The sequence below is a fragment of the Nocardiopsis sp. ATB16-24 genome, from assembly GCF_030271535.1.
GTDB lineage: Bacteria > Actinomycetota > Actinomycetes > Streptosporangiales > Streptosporangiaceae > Nocardiopsis.
Genome location: NZ_JASCXJ010000004.1, coordinates 193,858 through 211,711, shown reverse-complemented (window position 1 = coordinate 211,711; position 17,854 = coordinate 193,858). Strand labels below are relative to the sequence as shown.

Here is a 17,854-nt window from a genome sequence, read left to right as displayed (position 1 = left end):
CCCGCCGGAGCGACCGAGAAACCCTTCTGACCGGTAGCGGCCAGGAGAGGTCCGGCCCTTGCCGCCCCTCCACGACCGTGTGAGCCTTACTGGCGTGACCCCCGCTCAGTTATGGACTCTCGTCGCGTTGGGCGCCTTTCACGGCCTGCATCCGGGTATGGGATGGCTTCTGGCCGTGAGCCGCGGGCTCCAGGAGGGCGGTCGCGCCCAGGTGCTGGGCTCCCTGCCCGCCATCGCCGTCGGGCACGCCCTGAGCGTCGGTGTCGCGGCCGTGGCCATCACCGTCACCGGGTCGGTCACCGCCTCCGTGCTCTTCCCGGTCGTGGGCGGCGTGGTGATCGTCCTGGTGGGACTGGTGATGTTGTTGTCGCGGCGTCACTTCCACTGGCGCGAGGTACGGCTGCCGCTGTGGCAGCTGACCGCGTGGTCGTTCCTGATGGCCTCGGCGCACGGGGCCGGACTCATGGTGATGCCGGTGCTCGCCGGTCGGCTCACGCACACGCACTCCGGCGGGCACGGGGCTCACGGGGCCGCCCAGCCCTCGGCCACGGAGGCGCCCCGAGAACCGGGGGGAGCGGACGCCGCCATGACCACGGCCTCCGACGGCGTGCCGGTCGAGGGGGCGTGGAGTCTGTGGGACGCGACGTTGGTGGGCCTGGCCGCGACCGGAGTGCACACGCTGGCGATGTTGGCCACCGCCGGGGTCGCGGCACTGATCGCCTACGACTTCCTGGGCGTGCACGCGCTGCGTTGGCGCGGGGTCACCATGGATCGGGTATGGGCGTTGACACTGGTCCTGGGCGGCCTCTTCGTCCTGTGGTCGATCCGCTGACCCACGGCAGGAGGGGACGCACGCGCGGCGGTGCGCGAAGGGCCCCGGTGTCGGAGGGCCGAGGGGTCCACGACGGTGAGGCCGCCCGACCATCGACGGGCGCCGTCCACGGCGTGCGGGTGAGGAGGAGCGGGAGGGCATGGCACACAGGGCCGGAGGGTTCAGGCGGCGCCGAAGCGGGGCGGTCACCGTCACGGCGGTCCTGGCCGTCGTGGCGATCGCGTTCGTCGTGGGTGGTCTCTGGCTGGTCCGTGGCACCGATGTGCCTCCCCTGTCGACACCGTGGGGTCCCGACTGCGCGGTGTCGACCGACGAGGGGCAGATCCGGCTGGACCGGGACCAGGCTCGACGGGCCACCACCGCCGCGGCCGTCACCGTGCAGGGGCAGGACGCCCCGGTCGAGGCTCCTGACACCGAGGACATCCCCGACGCGGTGATGACGCGTCTGGTGAAGGGCCCAGAGGAGGACGCCGGACCCTCGCTGACCTGCCGTTCCACCAAGGACTCCGGACTCGCGGTGGAGGAGGGGTTGGAGCCCTCCGGTCTGACCCCGCGCGCCGAACGCCTCAGGAACGGTCTGGAGGAGCACTTCTCGGACCTGAGCCTGGGAGGCTACCGGCCGGGAGGCTACGACACCGGGCACGGCGAGGAGTCCGCCCACTATGAGGGCAGGGCGATCGACATCTTCTACCGACCCGTCGGCGAGGAGAACCGTCGTGAGGGGTGGGTGATGGCGCACTGGCTGATCGCGCACGCACCGGACTACGCCATCGACGTGATCATCTTCGACGACCGGATCTGGAGCACCGCCTACCCATCGCTGGGGTGGCGTCACTACGAGGCCGATCCCGACAACGAGATCCTGCGACACCTGGACCACGTGCACGTGGACGTGCAGCGTGGCCGGGACCCCTCCGACACGGGATAGGGGGCCACGGGAGCGGTCTCGGTCGAGCCAGGCCGGCGCGACGACGGCGACCGCCGCCGCGCCGGTACGGTCGCGCGGGGAGACGCTAGTTCTCCAGGCGGAACCCCACCTTGAGTCCCACCTGGAAGTGCGCGACCTCGCCCCCCTCGATGTGCCCCCTGATCTCGGTGACCTCGAACCAGTCGAGTTCGCGCAACGTGGCCGAGGCCCGGTCGATGCCGTTACGGATCGCCTGGTCGACCCCCTGCGGTGAGGTTCCGAAGATCTCCGTGACGCGGTAGGTGTTGTGGGACATGTGAACCCCCTGATGTGTCGGTTACGCGGTCGCCTTGGGTGCGACCCCTCGTTTCCTGCCTCTCCCCGCAATCCCCTGTGAGCACACGGAGCACTTCTGAGGTACCGGTCCGTGAACACGGAAGGGGAGGCGCCACTTTGCCTCCGCTTGACCACATCATGGAGAGAAATGGGTCTCTCTTGACCCAGGAGCGGGGCGGGAGGCCCGAAAGGGACTCATGGCACCGTGGACGAAATGCCATATAAGTACCGATTTGGGACTTAAGACCTCTTTCTGTGGGACCCTCCCGAGACAACGTCGTAACTCACTCTTGACGTACACCGGGGGGCATCGGTGTACATTGGGTTCTAGCGCTTCGGTCCCCCGTCGAGGCGCGGGAGCGATGTTTCGAGCCCCCGTCGGAACATCGCCTGCGACGCCGGGTGGTTTGCCCCCGTAACCACCCGGCGTCGCCTTGTGTTCGAACCCGACGGTCACATGGCCCGCCGGGGAGGAAGACCCGGTCATGCCTCTGGCTTGACCTGGAGGGCCGATTCGGGGAGCGGGGGTCAGCATTGGGTAAACCGGAGAGTCGCCCGCAGTGCTCGCGACGCGGGTGCCGCGCCGAGGCCGCGTGGGCGCTGGTGTGGAACAATCCTCGCCTGCACACCCCCGACAGACGCAAGGTCTGGACCGCCTGCGACGAGCACCGGGAGTACCTGTCCCACTTCCTGGGCATACGCGGCTTCCTGCGTGAGACAGTCCCCATGGACGAGTTCGAGGGCTGAGGCACGGGACGGCGGGTCCGCCCCCCGTGCCGACGTACGGTCGGCGGGTTCATCGGGACGCACACCACCATGACGACCTCGCTCTCCCCGTGCCGGAGGGAGCGGGTGACCGAGGGCGTCGGAGCGTGCGCGCCGGCCCTCGACGCCCCACTCCCCCGGCGGCGGGAACGGGACCGCCGGGGTTCTCCAGAAGGCACGGGTTCGTCACGGGAGCGGCGGCGGCCGGTTCGAGGCGATACTGTTCCGGGATCGCCCTGAATCGTCTATGGCCCCCCGCTGGGAAGAAGGCACCCCGCATGTCGTACCGCATCGAACGAGTGACCGAGACGACCTTAGGAGACGTCCTTCCACTGATCGCCGAGTACCAGCTCTTCTACGAGTGCGAGGTCGACGAGGAGCGCAACCGCCGGTTCTTCGGCGAACTGGTGGCGGACGACGCCCACGGAGTCCAGTTGGCCGCGTGGAAGGGCGACGAGGCCGTCGGGTTCACGACCCTGTACTGGGTCCGGTCCTCCACCCTGGCCACGACCGTGGCACTGATGAACGACCTCTACGTCCTTCCCGACCACCGCGGCGGCCGGGACAAGGGCGTGGGGGCCGAGTTGATGCGGGCGGCCGCAGCCGAGGCCGCCGAGCGTGGATGTCCGTCGATGAACTGGGAGACCGCCCCCGACAACACCTCGGGGCAGAGACTGTACGACCGTTTCCTCTCCCAGGCACCGACACCGGGGAGCAGGACCCGGTGGGTCCACTACGGTTATCCGCTCACCGCGCCCTGACCTTCCGAACCGGCGGCCTCGACAGACGGCGTACGGGTCGCTTCGAGGTGATGGAGGAGTCTTCGTCCATGGGCGGAGGTTCAGCCGGGAGGCTCCAGCAGGCGACGGGCGCGGACGAGGTCGTCGGGGGTGTCGCAGTCGTCCACGGCCAGGTCGTCGGTCGGCGACACCGTGCGGGGCCCGAGGGGGCCGAGCACCCCGTACAGGGAGCGGCCCCGGTACCCGACGAGGGCGGCACGGACACGAGCGGTGCGCCACACTCCGGTGAGCCACTGCTCGTGTCCACCGGAGTCCACGAAGACCGCGCCCGCGCCGTCGGCCTCCGCGGCCAGGGCGGCCAGGTGGGCGGCCTCCAGGTGGGGCAGGTCGGCCGCCAGCAGCGCGAACCAGGGGGCGCGCACGTGTGCCAGCCCAGCGCGCAGCGCCGGCACCGGGCCGGCTCCGGGCGGGTCCTCCCGGACGTAGAGGGCGCGAGGGCTCGGACGGGGCGGGCCGACCACGATCACGCGTCCCCGCTCCGTGGTCTTTCGTTCGGGACCGTCGTCCCATCCCTCGCTCATCGATCCGCCGGGCCCCGCCTGTGGAACACCCACCACCCCGGCCACGCCGGCGTTGTGGACGCGGATCGCGTCGGTGACCCGTTCCAACAGGGTGCGCCCGCCCACCTCCAGGCCGGGCTTGTCCAGGCCGCCCATGCGACGGGCCGCGCCTCCGGCCAACACGACGGCGTCCAGGATCGTGTGCACCGCTCGTCCCGCCATGCCTCAGCCCTCCATCTCGGCCAGTCCGTCCATCAGGTCGTCCAGAACGAGCCCGCGGTCCTCCACCGGCATCAGCCTCAGTTCCTTGAGGGCGGGTCCGGTCTCCACGCCGGCTCCCTGTGGTCCTTGGACGGTGCACATCCGCATGCAGTGCCGGGTGGGCTCCCGCCAGAAGTCACGCTCGTCCACGGGGGCGATGTGGTACACCGTGGCCGGGTGACCGACCGGTCCGCTCGACGAGTGCCACTGTCGGGCGCGGACGAGCACGAAACCCGTCAGGAGCGAGTCGAACACCCCACCGGGGGCCAGGTCCGCCAGGGCGTCCCGGGCCCCCTCGTACTGACACTCCTCGCAACCGACCAGCGCGGCCCGCAGCAGCCGGCGGGCGCGTGCGTGACCCACGTCGGAGTTTCCGAGTCTGCTCGGGTGGCGGTGTCCCATGAGGGGAAGGGTACGCGCCGGGGTGAGGGCGGGCCGCCACCGGCGGCACCGCCCTGCCTCCGTCTCAGCCCTTGACGCACACCACCTGGCGCAGGTGTGCGACCACCTCGACCAGGTCGGTCTGGGCCTCGATCACCGACTCCAGGTCCTTGTAGGCCGCCGGGATCTCGTCCACCACGCCCAGGTCCTTGCGGGACTCCACCCCCCTGGTCTGCTCGACCAGGTCCTGCCGGGTGAAGGTCTTACGTGCCTTGTTACGGCTCATCCGACGACCGGCCCCGTGGGCGGCGGAGTTGAACGAGGCCGGGTTGCCCAGACCGCGCACGATGTAGGTTCCCGCCGCCATGCTCCCGGGGATGATCCCCAAATCGCCCGCTCCGGCGCGGATGGCGCCCTTGCGGGTGACGAGCACGTCCACCCCGTCGTAGGTCTCCTCGGCCACGTAGTTGTGGTGGCAGGAGATCCGCTGTTCGAAGCGTGTGCCCGGGAACTGCTCGGTCATGACCTGGTGGACCAGCCCCATCATCACGTCGCGGTTGCGCCGTGCGTACTCCTGGGCCCAGAACAGGTCGCGACGGTAGGCCTCCATCTCCGGGGTCCCGCCGACGAACACGGCCAGGTCCCGATCAGGCAGGTCCTGGTTGTGCGGCAGCCCCCGGGCCTGTTCGATGTGGTGATCGGCCAGTTCCTTGCCGATATTGCGCGAACCGGAGTGCAGCACCACCCACACGGTGTCCTCGTCGTCCAGACACACCTCCAGGAAGTGGTTGCCGCCGCCGAGGGTGCCCATCTGGCGCTGGGCGCGGGCTCTGCGGGAACGCACGGCCGGAGCCAGGTCCTCGAACCCGTCCCAGAACGCCGACCACTCGGTGCTGCGTACGGCCGGGACGGAGTCGGGGTCGACCGGCTCCTCATGGGCCTGGAAACCGACCGGGACCACGGCCTCCAGCGCCGAACGCAGGCGTCGCAGGTCGTCGGGCAGTCGCTCGGCGGTCAGGTCGGTGCGCACCGCGGTCATGCCGCAACCGATGTCCACCCCGACCGCGGCGGGGCTGACGGCGTCGCGCATCGCGATGACGGAGCCGACCGTGGCGCCCTTTCCGTAGTGGACGTCGGGCATGACGGCCAGACCGTGCACCCAGGGCACACGGGTGACGTTGCGCAGCTGCTCCATAGCCGCGCCCTCGACCTCCTCCGGCGCGGCCCACATGCGGATGGGGACCCGGTCTCCGGGGATCTCGGTGTAGGGCATGGACAGGCACCTCCTCTTCCTCTCAGAGCCTGTCACGCGTCGATCATGGACGCGGCCGTCGCGCCACCGGACGGTGTCCTCGGCGGATCCCGCACCGTGTCCGGCGGCCTTCGATGACGAGAACGCCCGGTGGTCGAACGGCCTTCCCGGGCGGTCTTGGGAGGTCACGCCGAGGCGGGGCGCCACGTCCTCCGCCGCCCTCGATGGTGGGCTCAGCCTCCGATCGCCGACATGGGCCTGGAGGGTTGCAGGAAGCTGGGATCGTTGATGCCGTGTCCGGGCAGTTTGACGGCCACCGCCTCGCTCCAGCGTCGGGCGATCTCCTCATCGGTGGCGCCGCCGCGCAGCAGGGAGCGCAGGTCCGACTCCTCCCGGGCGAAGAGGCAGTTGCGCACCTGCCCGTCGGCGGTCAGTCGGACCCGGTCGCAGGCTCCGCAGAAGGGCCGGGTGACCGAACCGATGACGCCTACGGTGGCCTGTTCTCCGTTGGGGAAGCGGACGCCGCGCACGTGGAAGAGCTCGGCCGGGGCGCTGCCGCGCGTGCCGGCGTCGGCCTCCTCCAGGACGAACTCGGCCCTGAGGCCCGCCAGGATCTCCTCGGCGGTGATCATGGTGTCGCGTCGCCAGCCGTGCTGGGCGTCCAGTGGCATCTGTTCGATGAAACGCAGCTCGTAACCGCGTTCCAGACAGTAGTGGAGCAGGTCGGTGGCCTCGCCGTCGTTGACGCCGCGCATGAGGACGGCGTTGACCTTGACGGGGGTGAGCCCGGCGTCGGCCGCACCGGCCAGGCCGTCGAGGACGTCGGAGAGGCGGCGGCGTCGTGCCAGTGTCTCGAACACGTCGGGCCGGAGGGTGTCGAGGGAGACGTTGACCCTGTCCAGGCCGGCCTCCGCCAGCGCGGGCGCCATGCGGGCCAGTCCGATGCCGTTGGTGGTCAGGGCGGTGCGGGGCCGGGTCGACAGCTCCGTGGTCCCGGCGATGATGCCGGGGAGTCCACGTCGGAGCAGGGGTTCGCCGCCCGTGAAGCGCACCTCGGTGATGCCCAGGAGGTCCACCCCGATGCGGATGAGGCGGAGGAGTTCGTCATCGGTGAGCAGTTCCGGTTTGGGCAGCCACTCCAGTCCTTCGGGAGGCATGCAGTAGGTGCACCTGAGGTTACAGCGGTCGGTGAGCGAGACCCGCAGGTCGGTCGCCACTCGCCCATAGGAGTCGGCCAACACGGGCGTCACCCTCTCCAATCCGAATTGACGGGTGGTTCGCATGAGAAGGCACCCACACGAGACATACCCATAGATAAGCGCAGAAGATCCCTCTTTAACGACGAGCAACCACAATCGCACCATATGGCGCTATTCGTGGTCGAACACGAGAGCACGTCGCCGCAGGGGACGCCTGCACGGCCACGATCGTCACGGACCCGGTGGGCACCGTTGCCTCCACGGTGCCCACCTCCATCCGGGCTTGTACGAAGGTCTGCTACCGCCCTTCCCCGTAACGCGCCCTCCACACCGTAGGGTGACTCTCCCGGCGCACGGGGACCGACCCCGGTCGCCACGAAGGCACGAAGATCAGGAGGCGGGACACGGTGATCACCACACGCGAATGGGCCCTGGCCGGCGGGCCCGACGGTTCCGGACGGCTGGCGGCGCGGGCATGGGCCCCCACCGGGGACGAGCCGACCTGGCTGGCGGTACTGGTCCACGGCTACGGCGAACATCTGGGCCGCTACGGCCAGGTGGCCGCCGACCTGGTCGCGGCGGGCGCGGTGGTCTACGGCGCCGACCACCGCGGACACGGACTCTCCTCCGGCGAGCGGGTGCTGATCGACGACTACGCGGGCGTGGTCGAGGACGTGCACCGCCTCATCACCCAGGCGCGCACCGCCTACCGGACCCTTCCGTTGGTGCTCATCGGCCACTCCATGGGCGGGCTGATCGCCGCCCGCTACGCCCAGACCCGTCCCGAGGAGCTCAGCGCCCTGGTGCTGTCGGGTCCGGTCCTGGGCCGGTGGTCCTCCCTGGAGCGGATCGCCGCGGCCGAGGAGATCCCCGACACTCCCATCGACCCGTCCACGCTCTCGCGGGACCCCGCCGTGGGCGAGGCCTACACCGCCGACGAACTGGTCTGGCACGGCCCCTTCAAACGCCCCACCGTCCAGGCCCTGCTCACCGAGATGGAGCGGGGCATGCGGGCCGGAAGCCTGGGAAGTCTGCCGCTGCTGTGGGTGCACGGATCCGACGACCGACTCGTACCGGTGCGGGACACCGAGGTGGGCATCTCCTCCCTCATGGGCGAGGACCTCACCGCACGCGTCTTCCCCGGGGCCCGGCACGAGGTGTTCAACGAGACCAACCGCGACGAGGTGCTCGACGAGGTGGTGCGCTTCGCCCGAAGGTTCGTCGTCCCGTCCGGGACCCGTCCGGGACGCTCTCAGACGTAGAGTCCGCCCCGCGGCTGCGCCGGGTGGGCCAGGGTCTGGGTGTAGGCGGTGGCCAGGCGCTCCACCGCGTCCGCGAGCACGTCCGGCGGCCGGGTGTAGGCCAGCCTCAGGTAGTGCTCCAAGGTGCCGTCGACACCGAACACCGGACCGGCCGCCGGGTGCACCCCGTGGCGGACCGCGGCCGCGGACAACTCGGTGGCCACCGGATGGGGCAGCCTCGCCCACAGCACCAGCCCTCCCCCGGGCACGCTGGAGCGCCAGTCGGGCAGCCGTTCACGCAGGGCGTGCAACAGCGCGTCGCGGTTACGGCGCAGTTGGCGGCTGCGCTCGGCCCGGATGCGCATCACGTCGGAGAGCAGGTGGGTGGTGGTGAGCTGGTCCAGCACCGCCCCGGCCAGGTCGAAGCGCTGTCGGGCGGCCATCAGCCTGGACACCATCGGCGCCGTCGTGCGCACCCACCCCACCCGCAGTCCGCCCCACAGCAGCTTGGCCACGGAGCCCACCATCAACACCCGGCCCTCGGTGTCGTGGGCGGCCACCGGCGCGGGCAGGTCACCGGAGTCGATGGCCAGCTCCGCGACCGACTCGTCGATGACCAGGTGGGTGTCGGCCCGGCGCGCCTCGCGTACCAGGACACGGCGTTCGTCGTCGTCCATCAGGGCGCCGGTGGGGTTGTGGAAGTCGGGGATGAGATAGGCCAGTCCCGGCTTCCACTGGCGGAAGGCGTCGACGAGGTACTCCATGTCCCAGCCCTGTGGGGTCACTCCGACGGTGCGGATCCTCGCCCCGCTGCGCCGGGCGGCGTCCAGGGCGTGCGGGTAGGTCGGCGACTCCACCAGGACCTCCTCGCCGGGTTGCACGAGCAGGTCCATGGCCAGCGCCACGCCCTGCTGCGCGCCGTTGGTGACGAAGATCTGCTCCGGGGTGGTGGGCAGCCCCCGCTCGACGTAGCGGCGGGCGATGGCGTGCCGCAGTTCGGGAAGTCCGTAGGGGTAGTAGCCCAACCCTCCCACGTGCGCGGCCAGTTGCTCGGCCGCCTGGAAGGCCGCCGCGCGCAGCCCTTCCACGGCCGGCGGCGCGGCCACGCCCAGGTCGATGTGCTCGGTGGCGGGGAGGAACGGTGAGGGCCGTCCGCCACCGGAGTCGGGCAGGACGGTCCAGCTGCCGGCGCCCTGCCTGCTCTCCAGGTACCTGTTGTCGCGCAACCAGGCGTAGGCCGCGGTGACGGTGTTGCGGCTGACGCCCAGGGCCTCGGCGAGGTCGCGTTCGGCGGGCAGCCGTGTGTTACTGGGGACCCGGCCGTCCAGGATCAACCCGCTGACGGCGCGGGCGATGGCCAGGTAGTAGGGACGCTCCACCCGTGCCTCGCCGATGAGGCGGGCCAGGAGGCGGCCGTTGATCCGCCGGGTCCCGCCCCCGGAGCGCTCCGCCGCGCGGTGCGCGCTCTGTCGCGCCACCCTTCCCCCCTTGCCTTCCACGAACCAGGCCACTTACTCGAAATTGGCACTTCTCCTGAAGCGCCATACTCGTCACGATACCGAAGTGGCCTCTTATCGGCCCCTATGATGCGAGGAGGAGACCGCGTGGGAAGACCGCGGACCCGGCGCCCCGCCCCCACCGTGGGCAGGGGCTCTTTCCGTGCCACCCCGACGATCGGGGAACGTCCTCCCCGACCCGACATCGTGGACCGCGCACACCGTGGCTCCTCCTCGGCCCCACTCCCTCGTACGAACGCTCGTCCGATGACCCCAGGAACGAAAGGCGGGTATCCGTGAGCCGACAGCCCCGTCCCGGCCGTGGCTCGGCCACCGACCTCCTGGACCGGGTGTTGATCACTCCGGTCCTGCCCCGCCCCCGGCTACGACGTCTGGTCCGGTTGTACACGGGCCTGGTCCTGTACGGCCTGAGCGCTGCCCTGCTCGTGCACGCCGAGTTGGGCTCGATGCCCTGGGACGTGCTGCACCAGGGCCTGTCCCACCAGACCGGGTTGTCCATCGGCACGTGGAACGTGCTCGTCGGCGCCATGCTGATGCTGCTGTGGATTCCTCTGCGTCAGAAGCCGGGGTTGGGCACGCTGAGCAACGTGATCATGGTGGGTCTGACGATGGACCTGTTCTTGAGGTTGCTGCCCGAGAGCGACTCCCTGCTGGTGCGAGTGGCACTGCTGGGACTCGGAGTGGTGGTGTGCGCGGTGGCCACAGGCTGCTACATCGGAGCCCGGTTGGGCCCCGGTCCCCGGGACGGGCTGATGACCGGTCTGGCCGCGCGGGGGTGGTCGGTGCGGCTGGCCCGGACGGTGATCGAGGTGACCGTCGTGATCACCGGGTTCCTGCTGGGAGGGACCGTGGGAGTGGGGACACTGGTGTTCGCCCTGGCCATCGGCCCCTTGGCCCACGTGTTCCTGCCACTGCTGAGCATGCGGGAGCGGACCGTGCACGCCGCTCCCGACCCCTCGACCTCCTGAACGACACCGGACCGCGACCACTGGGAGGACCGGGCGGCGAAGGGCGCGCCCTGAGGACGATCACCGGGCCCGCCTCCGGAGCCCGACCACAGCAGGGTTTCGGCCGAGAACAAACCGTCCGATGGTCGGGATTGATCACTGCGTCATAACTTCTGATCCAGAAGGAATCCCCGCATTCCGCGACATACGTCGTCATGCTTTCCGGTGCACGTGCACGCACCGGTGGAATGTTCCTCTGGAAGAAGAGAAGATGAGGCCCGGTGAACGGGAACGGACCATGTCCGGACCGGTTCCCGGGCTCCGGCCTTTTCGGCCGCCTTCACCTGGGCACATACCCGGTTGTAGGGCGAGCGGCGGCTGGTGCGGAGGCAGAACGTGGTCCGAACGGCGCCCCTTCCCGGCAGCGGGTCCGCTCCCGGTGACGGGCTGGGTAGGAGGACCCTGGTGGGGCGCACGGAAGGGCCTGCGCGCGTGGGGACGCGGGGCGGTGCCACCCCACGAAGCGCCGACCACAGCGACCATGACGATGTGACGGGGGTGAGCCGCGTGCCCGGCTGGATTGAGGACTACGCCATGATCGGCGACATGCAGACCGCCGCGCTGGTCGGGCGTGACGGTTCCGTCGACTGGGCCTGTCTGCCCGACTTCGACTCCGCGGCGGCCTTCGCCGCCCTGCTCGGCGACGAGCAGAACGGCTGCTGGACGCTTCGACCAGCGGAGGGCGACCCACGATGCACCCGCCGCCGTTACCGGGGCGACACGCTCATCCTGGAGTCGGAGTGGGACACCCCCGAGGGGTCCGTGCGGGTCATCGACTTCATGCCGCCCCGCGGCGGCGCACCCCACATCGTCCGCATCGTCGAGGGGCTGAGCGGCGCGGTACGCATGGAGACCACCCTGCGCATCCGCTTCGACTACGGCCACGTCGTTCCATGGGTGCACCGCGCGGGAACCGAACTGGTGGCCATCGCCGGCCCCGACGCCATCTGGCTGAGCACCCCGATCCCCCTCAAGGGCCACAACTTCACCCACGACGCCACCTTCACCGTCACCGCGGGCCAGCGCATACCGTTCGTGATGACCTGGCACCCCTCCCAGGTGGCGGAGTCGGACCACCTGGACGCGGAGAAGGCGTTGTCCCGCACCGAGCGGTTCTGGGAGAAGTGGGTGAACCAGTGCACCTACGACGGCCCCTACCGCGAGGCGGTCATCCGCTCCCTCATCGTGCTCAAGGCCCTGACCTACCACCCCACCGGCGGGATCGTCGCCGCCCCCACCACCTCTCTGCCCGAGGACCTGGGCGGGGTTCGCAACTGGGACTATCGCTACTGCTGGCTGCGCGACGCGACCATCACCCTGGAGGCCCTGATCCGCTCGGGGTACAAGGAAGAGGCCCTGGCCTGGCGTGAGTGGCTCGTGCGCGCGATCGCCGGCGAACCCCAGCTCATGCAGATCATGTACGGCATCCGAGGCGAGCGCAGACTCACCGAGTGGGAGGCCGACTGGCTGCCGGGCTACGAGAACTCACGCCCGGTGCGCATCGGCAACGCCGCCGTGGGCCAGTACCAACTGGACGTCTACGGCGAGGTCATGGACGTGTTGCACCTGGCACGCCGGCACAACATCCGTGGCGGGGACTACCTCTGGGGCCTACAGCGCTCCCTGGTCAACTACCTGGAATGGTGCTGGGACGAGCCCGACGAGGGCCTGTGGGAGGTGCGCGGGCCGCGACAGCACTTCGTGCACTCCAAGGTGATGGCCTGGGTCGCGGCCGACCGGGCGGTGCGCAGCATCGAGGAGTTCGGCAAGGAGGGCCCCATCGAGCGGTGGAAGGCCCTGCGCGCCACCATCCACGCCGAGGTGTGCGAGTACGGCTACGACCCCCAGCGCAACACCTTCACGCAGTACTACGGCAGCAAGGACCTGGACGCGGCGCTGCTGCTCATCCCCGAGGTGGGCTTCCTCCCCTACGACGATCCGCGGGTGATCGGCACCATCGAGGCGGTCCGCAAGGAGCTGATGGTGGACGGCTTCGTACTGCGCTACCGCACCGACGTGGAGACCTCCGCCGACCAGCTCCCCGGGGAGGAGGGCGCCTTCCTCGCGTGCAGCTTCTGGATGGCCAACTCGCTGCTGTCCATCGGCCGCCACGAGGAGGCACGCGAACTGTTCGAGCGACTGCTGTCGCTGCGCAACGACGTGGGGCTCCTGGCCGAGGAGTGGGACCCGCGCGAGAACCGCCAGGTCGGGAACTTCCCTCAGGCCTTCAGCCACGTGCCGCTGGTGACCACCGCCCTCAACCTGTCCGCTCGCCAGGGAGCCTGGCGCGCCGATTGACGCGACCCCCTTTTCGGAACGGACCGTCCCCCTTCGGCGAAGGGTTCCGCCCCAGACCTCGACGGTGCCCCGCGGCGCGACGCGGGGCACCGTTCTTCTCGTGTCGCGCCGGTGACCCCAGGCCATGGGGCGACGACCCATGAAACCCCTCGACCGAGGAGACGCGGCCAAGGGCCGAAGCGGGCGTGGATGTCGCCGTGTGGCGCTAATGTTCTGGCCATGCCCAAGGACCTGAAGGAAATCATGGAGAACGGCTGGGCCGAGGCCCTGGAGCCGGTCGCACCGCAGATCGCCGCGATGGGCGACTTCCTGCGCAAGGAGATCGCCGAGGGGCGCACCTACCTGCCCGCCGGAGAGAACGTCCTGCGGGCCTTCAAACAGCCCTTCGAGGACGTGCGCGTGCTCATCGTGGGTCAGGACCCCTACCCGACCCCGGGCAACGCGGTGGGGTTGAGCTTCTCCGTCGCTCCGGACGTACGTCTGCCCGCGAGCCTGCGCAACATCTACAAGGAGTTGGTGGACGACCTCGGTGTGCCCATGCCCTCCAACGGCGACCTGACCCCGTGGACCGAGCAGGGCGTGCTGTTGCTCAACAGGGTGTTGACGGTCGCGCCCGGCCAGGCCGGTTCGCACCGGGGCAAGGGGTGGGAGGCCGTCACCGAGCAGGCGATCCGGGCGCTGGCCGCACGCGACAAGCCGCTGGTGGCGATCCTGTGGGGGCGTGACGCCCGCAACCTGCGCCCGATGATGCCGGGGGTGCCGTGCGTGGAGTCGGCGCACCCGAGCCCGCTGTCGGCCAAGAACGGGTTCTTCGGTTCCCGACCGTTCAGTCGGGCCAACGAACTGCTCAAGGAGCAGAACTCCGAACTGGTGGACTGGGAACTGCCCTGAGTGCCCCGGGCGGCGGCCCCTCCGCCGTCCTCCCAAGGACCTCCCCGATCACCGATCCCCTTTGACCCGCGGACTCGGCGCCACCTCGGCACCGGGTCCGACCCGTGTTTCCACCCCTCGAAACCGGAAAGGCAGTCCACCCCCATGGCGAAAAGGCTCACCTACGCGGACGCCCTGAGAACCCTCGGACAGAACGACTCGGAGGTGCTCGACCTCGCCGAGAAGCTGGCCGACGGCGGACTGGGACTGATGGGGGTGCCCGACCTCTTCGGCGCGCGGGGCCTGTTGGTGAGCAAGGGACGGCAGGCCATCGAGGGGATACGGGACAGGCTCAGGGGCCAGAGTCGCCTGTCCCGCACAGAGAGGATCGAGGCCGCGCACCGGATCCTGGTCCTCGTCGCCTTCTTCGAGGCCCTGGAAGGCGCCTGGGAGAAGGCCGAGGCCCCGTTCCCTCTGACGGAACTGGAGATCACCGCCGAGGAGCAGCTGTCCTGGTTCGCCCCACTGCTGTCCGGTTCCTCCTCCGCGTCCCCTCCCCTCATGCCGGTCACGCCGGACACCGAGGACAGGGCGACCCCGACTCCGGCCGCCTTCTCCCTCCTCTTCTCCGCCATGGCCGAGACCTTCGTCGGTACGGTGCCCGGTTTCGCGGTGGCCGAGACCCATGGGATCACCTCCCGGGAACACCCGTTCCTCCGGCGGGTGACCGAACTCGCCGTCGTCCTGTCCGCCGCACGGTACGAGGAGCACTACCGCCGCCTGGCCGCCGAGATCCCCGAGTTCGGTATGTGGGTGCACCTGGACGAACACCGCCGTACACGCCGTGACCTCTCCGAGGGACTAGGAGAGCTGCACAGGCTGTTGGAACAGGTCGGCTCCCGGCGGCCCGTGGACAGGCGTAGACAGGAACTCTCGGCCTCCTATCGGGCGGTGCTGCGCCAGCCGGTCCTGCGCTCGGACGACGCCCCTCCGGGCCTGGCCCTGCCCACCCTGGAGGAGGCCTACGTCCCCCCGCGCGGCCGGGTGATGAGCGCCCACCCCCACAGTTCGCCCGCGGCCGAGGAGACGTGGGCCGAAGCCCTCGCCTTCGCCGACCTCCAGTCCTTCGTCGCCGCCCACCTGGTCCACCCACGCGCCACCGCGCTCCCCACCGTCGTCCTGGGCCACCCGGGCGCGGGCAAGTCCAAGTTCACCGAGATGCTGGCGGCCCGGCTTCCCGCCCCCGACTTCCTGCCCATCCGGGTGGAGCTGCGCGCGGTCCGGCCCAACTCCCCCATCCACCTCCAGATCGAGGAAGGGCTGGCCGCCACACTCCACACCCAGGTGCCGTGGCGCGAACTCGCCGAGTCGGCGGACGGCGCGCTGCCCGTGATCATCCTGGACGGTTTCGACGAACTCCTCCAGGCGACCGGGGTGGACCGCTCCGACTACCTGGAGCGGGTCCAGGAGTTCCAACAGCAGCAGGAGGCCCTCGGCCGTCCCGTGGTGGTGATCGTCACCAGCCGCACCGTCGTGGCGGACCGGACCCGCTTTCCCGACGGCACCACCGTGATCCGCCTGGACCCCTTCGACGAGGCCCAGATCGACCGCATGCTCCAGGTGTGGAACGGGGCGAACACCCGGGCGTTCACGGCCAGGGGCCTGGAACCACTGACCACCGACGTCCTCATGCGGTACCGCGAACTGGCCGAGCAACCCCTCCTCCTGTTGATGCTGCTCGTCTACGACGCCGGTGACAACGGTCTGCGACGCGCCTCGAAGGCACTGACGCACGGCCAGTTGTACGAGCGGCTGTTGACCATGTTCGCCAAACGGGAGGTGGACAAGCACCATTCCTTCCTGAACAGGCACGACCTGGAGGAGGCGATCGAGGGCGAGCTGCGCCGCCTGGAGATCGCCGCCCTGGCGATGTTCACCCGCCGTAAACAGAGTGTGGGCGCCGACGAACTGGACCGGGACCTGGCGGTCCTCATGCCGGAGGCGGCGTTGCGCCCCTCCGACACCGACCTGCACGGACGGATCGCCCCGGCCCACCAGGTGCTGGGCCGGTTCTTCTTCGTCCACGAGGCCCGCGCGAAGGTCGCCGACGGCGACGCGAGCGTGTTCGAGTTCCTGCACGCCACCTTCGGCGAGTACCTGGTGGCCCGGGCGGTGGTCGCCGTGCTGGACGACCTCGACGAGTCCCGGTCGCGCTCGTACCGGCGCCGAGGCCGCGCCGCCGCGCGGGTGGACGACGGAGAGCTGTACGCCCTGTCCTCCTTCGCCTGCTACTCGGGCCGGGAGAAGGTCGTGGACTTCCTGGCCGAACTCCTGGAGCGTCGGTTCGAGGAGGAGCCGGAGGCCCGCGAGGACTACGGCCGGCTGCTCGTGGAACTGTTCCAGGAGGCGCCCTTCCCCGCCGCCAACCGCTCCTACACCGACTACGAGCCCGTACGCCTTCCGCTGACCCTCCGGGAGGCGAACTACACCGGCAACCTCATGATCCTGCTGTGCCTGGTGCGCGAGGAGCCGGTCGAGGCCCGGGAGCTCTTCCCCGACACCGACGAGCCCGACCAGAAACTCCAGCGCACCAGCACACTGTGGCGCACCCTGCCGGGGTCGGAGTGGTTCGGCCTGCTGACCACACTCCGTGTCCGCCACCTGGACGGGTGGGGCGAGGACGGCCCCATCACCGTCATCGAACGCGAGGACGGCTCCCCCGTCAACGTCGGGGAGTGCCTGGGGTTCGAGCTCCGGATGAACCAAGGCCACGATCTGGACGTGACCGATCCGTACGAGGTCACCGTGCCGTACGAGTCCGTCACCTCACGCCTGCTGCGGTCGATGTCGCTGCGGGTCAACGGCACCGCGGCCCGCTTCCTGCTCGGCATGCTGCCCTACCTGCGGCACGTCGGCGACGACCTGGCGACCTGGTATTCCGACTCGTCCATCCCAGGAGAGGGCACCATCTGGTCGGAGGTGCACGAGGTCATGCGGCTGCGCATGGAACCTCCGGGCCACGACCCCCGAGGCCGTCTGCTCGGCTACCGCAGGCTGCTCTTCCCCTCTGGGCGGGTTCTGGGCCGAAGGGAGCTCCTGGTCCTGAAACAGGCCGTGGAGGACCTCTCCCTGTCCACCGACGACGATTTCAAGGAGAGGTTGAGGGACGCGGTGGGCGCCTACCTCTCCCAGGTGGAGGAAGTGGTCACCGGTCCCCAGCTCGCGCCCACGACCGTCGCACCCGTTCTGCACGCGCTGTGGCCGCACATGAGAGACAGCGTGAAGCACCTTCTCGCCCTAGTCCACGGGGGCGAAGCCCTGGCCTCGCCGATCGCCGATACCGCCTCCTCTTCCTCCCCGCGCACGGCCGCCTCCCCTTCCAGCTCCCCCTTCAGCTCTCCTTCGAACTCCCCTTCCAGTTCCCCTTTCAGTTCCGGTGGGTCCTGCGGCGGTTGAACCGACCGGTGAATCTGGCAGGGCGCGCCCACCCCCACCTCCACCCCCGTGATCTTGCTCCCAGCGTCACCGGGAGCACCCGACAGTGGCACCCCGAGCAAGATCACCGGGAAAAGGCGCGCTTCTTCCGAACCCACCAACGCCAACAGCCTGAACCAGTGGATCTTGCTCCCAGCGTCACCGAGAGCGCCCGACAGTGACACCCGGAGCAAGATCACCGGGAAAGTGGCAC

Annotated in this window: 15 protein-coding genes; 9 read left to right on the top strand and 6 right to left on the bottom strand. The window is 70.0% G+C overall.

What is annotated here, in order from left to right:
- The first annotated feature begins 94 nt into the window (after positions 1–94).
- Both PFX91_RS07195 and PFX91_RS07190 read left to right on the top strand, forming a co-directional pair.
- Positions 95–832 carry a cell wall anchor protein gene (locus tag PFX91_RS07195; protein WP_285730356.1) on the top strand — a complete coding sequence of 246 codons (738 nt, stop codon included), beginning with the start codon at positions 95–97 and terminating at the stop codon, positions 830–832.
- Positions 833–971: 139 nt separating this feature from the next.
- On the top strand, positions 972–1,760 hold the full coding sequence (locus PFX91_RS07190) for a VldE C-terminal domain-containing protein (RefSeq protein WP_285730354.1): 789 nt from the start codon (positions 972–974) through the stop codon (positions 1,758–1,760).
- An 85-nt stretch (positions 1,761–1,845) separates the two neighbouring features.
- Here PFX91_RS07190 and PFX91_RS07185 read toward each other — a convergent pair whose 3' ends face one another.
- Positions 1,846–2,055 carry a dodecin gene (locus PFX91_RS07185; RefSeq protein ID WP_285730353.1) on the bottom strand — a complete coding sequence of 70 codons (210 nt, stop codon included), beginning with the start codon at positions 2,053–2,055 and terminating at the stop codon, positions 1,846–1,848.
- Positions 2,056–2,609: 554 nt separating this feature from the next.
- Here PFX91_RS07185 and PFX91_RS07180 point away from each other — a divergent pair.
- The gene (locus PFX91_RS07180; RefSeq protein WP_285730352.1) at positions 2,610–2,822 is read left to right on the top strand and encodes a hypothetical protein; all 213 of its coding nucleotides are present in this window, start codon (positions 2,610–2,612) and stop codon (positions 2,820–2,822) included.
- A 296-nt stretch (positions 2,823–3,118) separates the two neighbouring features.
- The gene (locus PFX91_RS07175; RefSeq protein WP_285730351.1) at positions 3,119–3,601 is read left to right on the top strand and encodes a GNAT family N-acetyltransferase; all 483 of its coding nucleotides are present in this window, start codon (positions 3,119–3,121) and stop codon (positions 3,599–3,601) included.
- Positions 3,602–3,681: 80 nt separating this feature from the next.
- Here PFX91_RS07175 and mobA read toward each other — a convergent pair whose 3' ends face one another.
- From mobA to moaA, 4 genes are all read right to left on the bottom strand, one after another.
- Complete coding sequence (gene mobA / locus PFX91_RS07170; RefSeq protein ID WP_502888270.1) at positions 3,682–4,362, bottom strand: molybdenum cofactor guanylyltransferase; 681 nt, start codon at positions 4,360–4,362, stop codon at positions 3,682–3,684.
- 3 nt (positions 4,363–4,365) lie between these two features.
- Complete coding sequence (locus PFX91_RS07165) at positions 4,366–4,803, bottom strand: hypothetical protein (RefSeq protein WP_285730350.1); 438 nt, start codon at positions 4,801–4,803, stop codon at positions 4,366–4,368.
- 64 nt (positions 4,804–4,867) lie between these two features.
- Entirely contained in the window at positions 4,868–6,055 is a 1,188-nt protein-coding gene (locus PFX91_RS07160; protein WP_285730349.1) for an RtcB family protein, read from the bottom strand.
- A gap of 212 nt (positions 6,056–6,267) precedes the next feature.
- A complete protein-coding gene (gene moaA, locus PFX91_RS07155; protein WP_285730473.1) occupies positions 6,268–7,275 on the bottom strand; it encodes a GTP 3',8-cyclase MoaA in 1,008 nt (335 codons plus the stop codon).
- 365 nt (positions 7,276–7,640) lie between these two features.
- On the opposite strand from moaA, the gene PFX91_RS07150 reads away from it, so the two are divergent.
- Positions 7,641–8,495 carry an alpha/beta hydrolase gene (locus PFX91_RS07150; protein WP_285730348.1) on the top strand — a complete coding sequence of 285 codons (855 nt, stop codon included), beginning with the start codon at positions 7,641–7,643 and terminating at the stop codon, positions 8,493–8,495.
- Here PFX91_RS07150 and yczR read toward each other — a convergent pair.
- The gene (gene yczR, locus PFX91_RS07145; RefSeq protein ID WP_285730347.1) at positions 8,486–9,952 is read right to left on the bottom strand and encodes a MocR-like transcription factor YczR; all 1,467 of its coding nucleotides are present in this window, start codon (positions 9,950–9,952) and stop codon (positions 8,486–8,488) included. The two genes, PFX91_RS07150 and yczR, sit on opposite strands and share 10 nt — an antisense overlap.
- A 314-nt stretch (positions 9,953–10,266) precedes the next feature.
- On the opposite strand from yczR, the gene yczE reads away from it, so the two are divergent.
- The 4 genes from yczE (at position 10,267) to PFX91_RS07125 (ending at position 17,622) form a co-directional block, all read left to right on the top strand.
- Entirely contained in the window at positions 10,267–10,959 is a 693-nt protein-coding gene (gene yczE / locus PFX91_RS07140) for a membrane protein YczE (RefSeq protein WP_285730346.1), read from the top strand.
- Positions 10,960–11,505: 546 nt separating this feature from the next.
- Complete coding sequence (locus PFX91_RS07135; RefSeq protein WP_285730345.1) at positions 11,506–13,296, top strand: glycoside hydrolase family 15 protein; 1,791 nt, start codon at positions 11,506–11,508, stop codon at positions 13,294–13,296.
- 219 nt (positions 13,297–13,515) lie between these two features.
- On the top strand, positions 13,516–14,187 hold the full coding sequence (locus PFX91_RS07130) for a uracil-DNA glycosylase (RefSeq protein WP_285730344.1): 672 nt from the start codon (positions 13,516–13,518) through the stop codon (positions 14,185–14,187).
- A 144-nt stretch (positions 14,188–14,331) separates the two neighbouring features.
- Positions 14,332–17,622, top strand: a complete 3,291-nt coding sequence (locus PFX91_RS07125) for an NACHT domain-containing protein (RefSeq protein WP_285730343.1) — start codon at positions 14,332–14,334, stop codon at positions 17,620–17,622.
- Positions 17,623–17,854: the final 232 nt, after the last annotated feature.

Coding starts and splice junctions, on each gene's coding strand:
- PFX91_RS07190 (WP_285730354.1), top strand. CDS start 972: ATGGCACACAGGGCCGGAGGGTTCAGGCGGCGCCGAAGCGGGGCGGTC.
- PFX91_RS07185 (WP_285730353.1), bottom strand. CDS start 2,055: ATGTCCCACAACACCTACCGCGTCACGGAGATCTTCGGAACCTCACCG.
- PFX91_RS07175 (WP_285730351.1), top strand. CDS start 3,119: ATGTCGTACCGCATCGAACGAGTGACCGAGACGACCTTAGGAGACGTC.
- mobA (WP_502888270.1), bottom strand. CDS start 4,362: ATGGCGGGACGAGCGGTGCACACGATCCTGGACGCCGTCGTGTTGGCC.
- PFX91_RS07165 (WP_285730350.1), bottom strand. CDS start 4,803: ATGGGACACCGCCACCCGAGCAGACTCGGAAACTCCGACGTGGGTCAC.
- PFX91_RS07160 (WP_285730349.1), bottom strand. CDS start 6,055: ATGCCCTACACCGAGATCCCCGGAGACCGGGTCCCCATCCGCATGTGG.
- PFX91_RS07130 (WP_285730344.1), top strand. CDS start 13,516: ATGCCCAAGGACCTGAAGGAAATCATGGAGAACGGCTGGGCCGAGGCC.
- PFX91_RS07125 (WP_285730343.1), top strand. CDS start 14,332: ATGGCGAAAAGGCTCACCTACGCGGACGCCCTGAGAACCCTCGGACAG.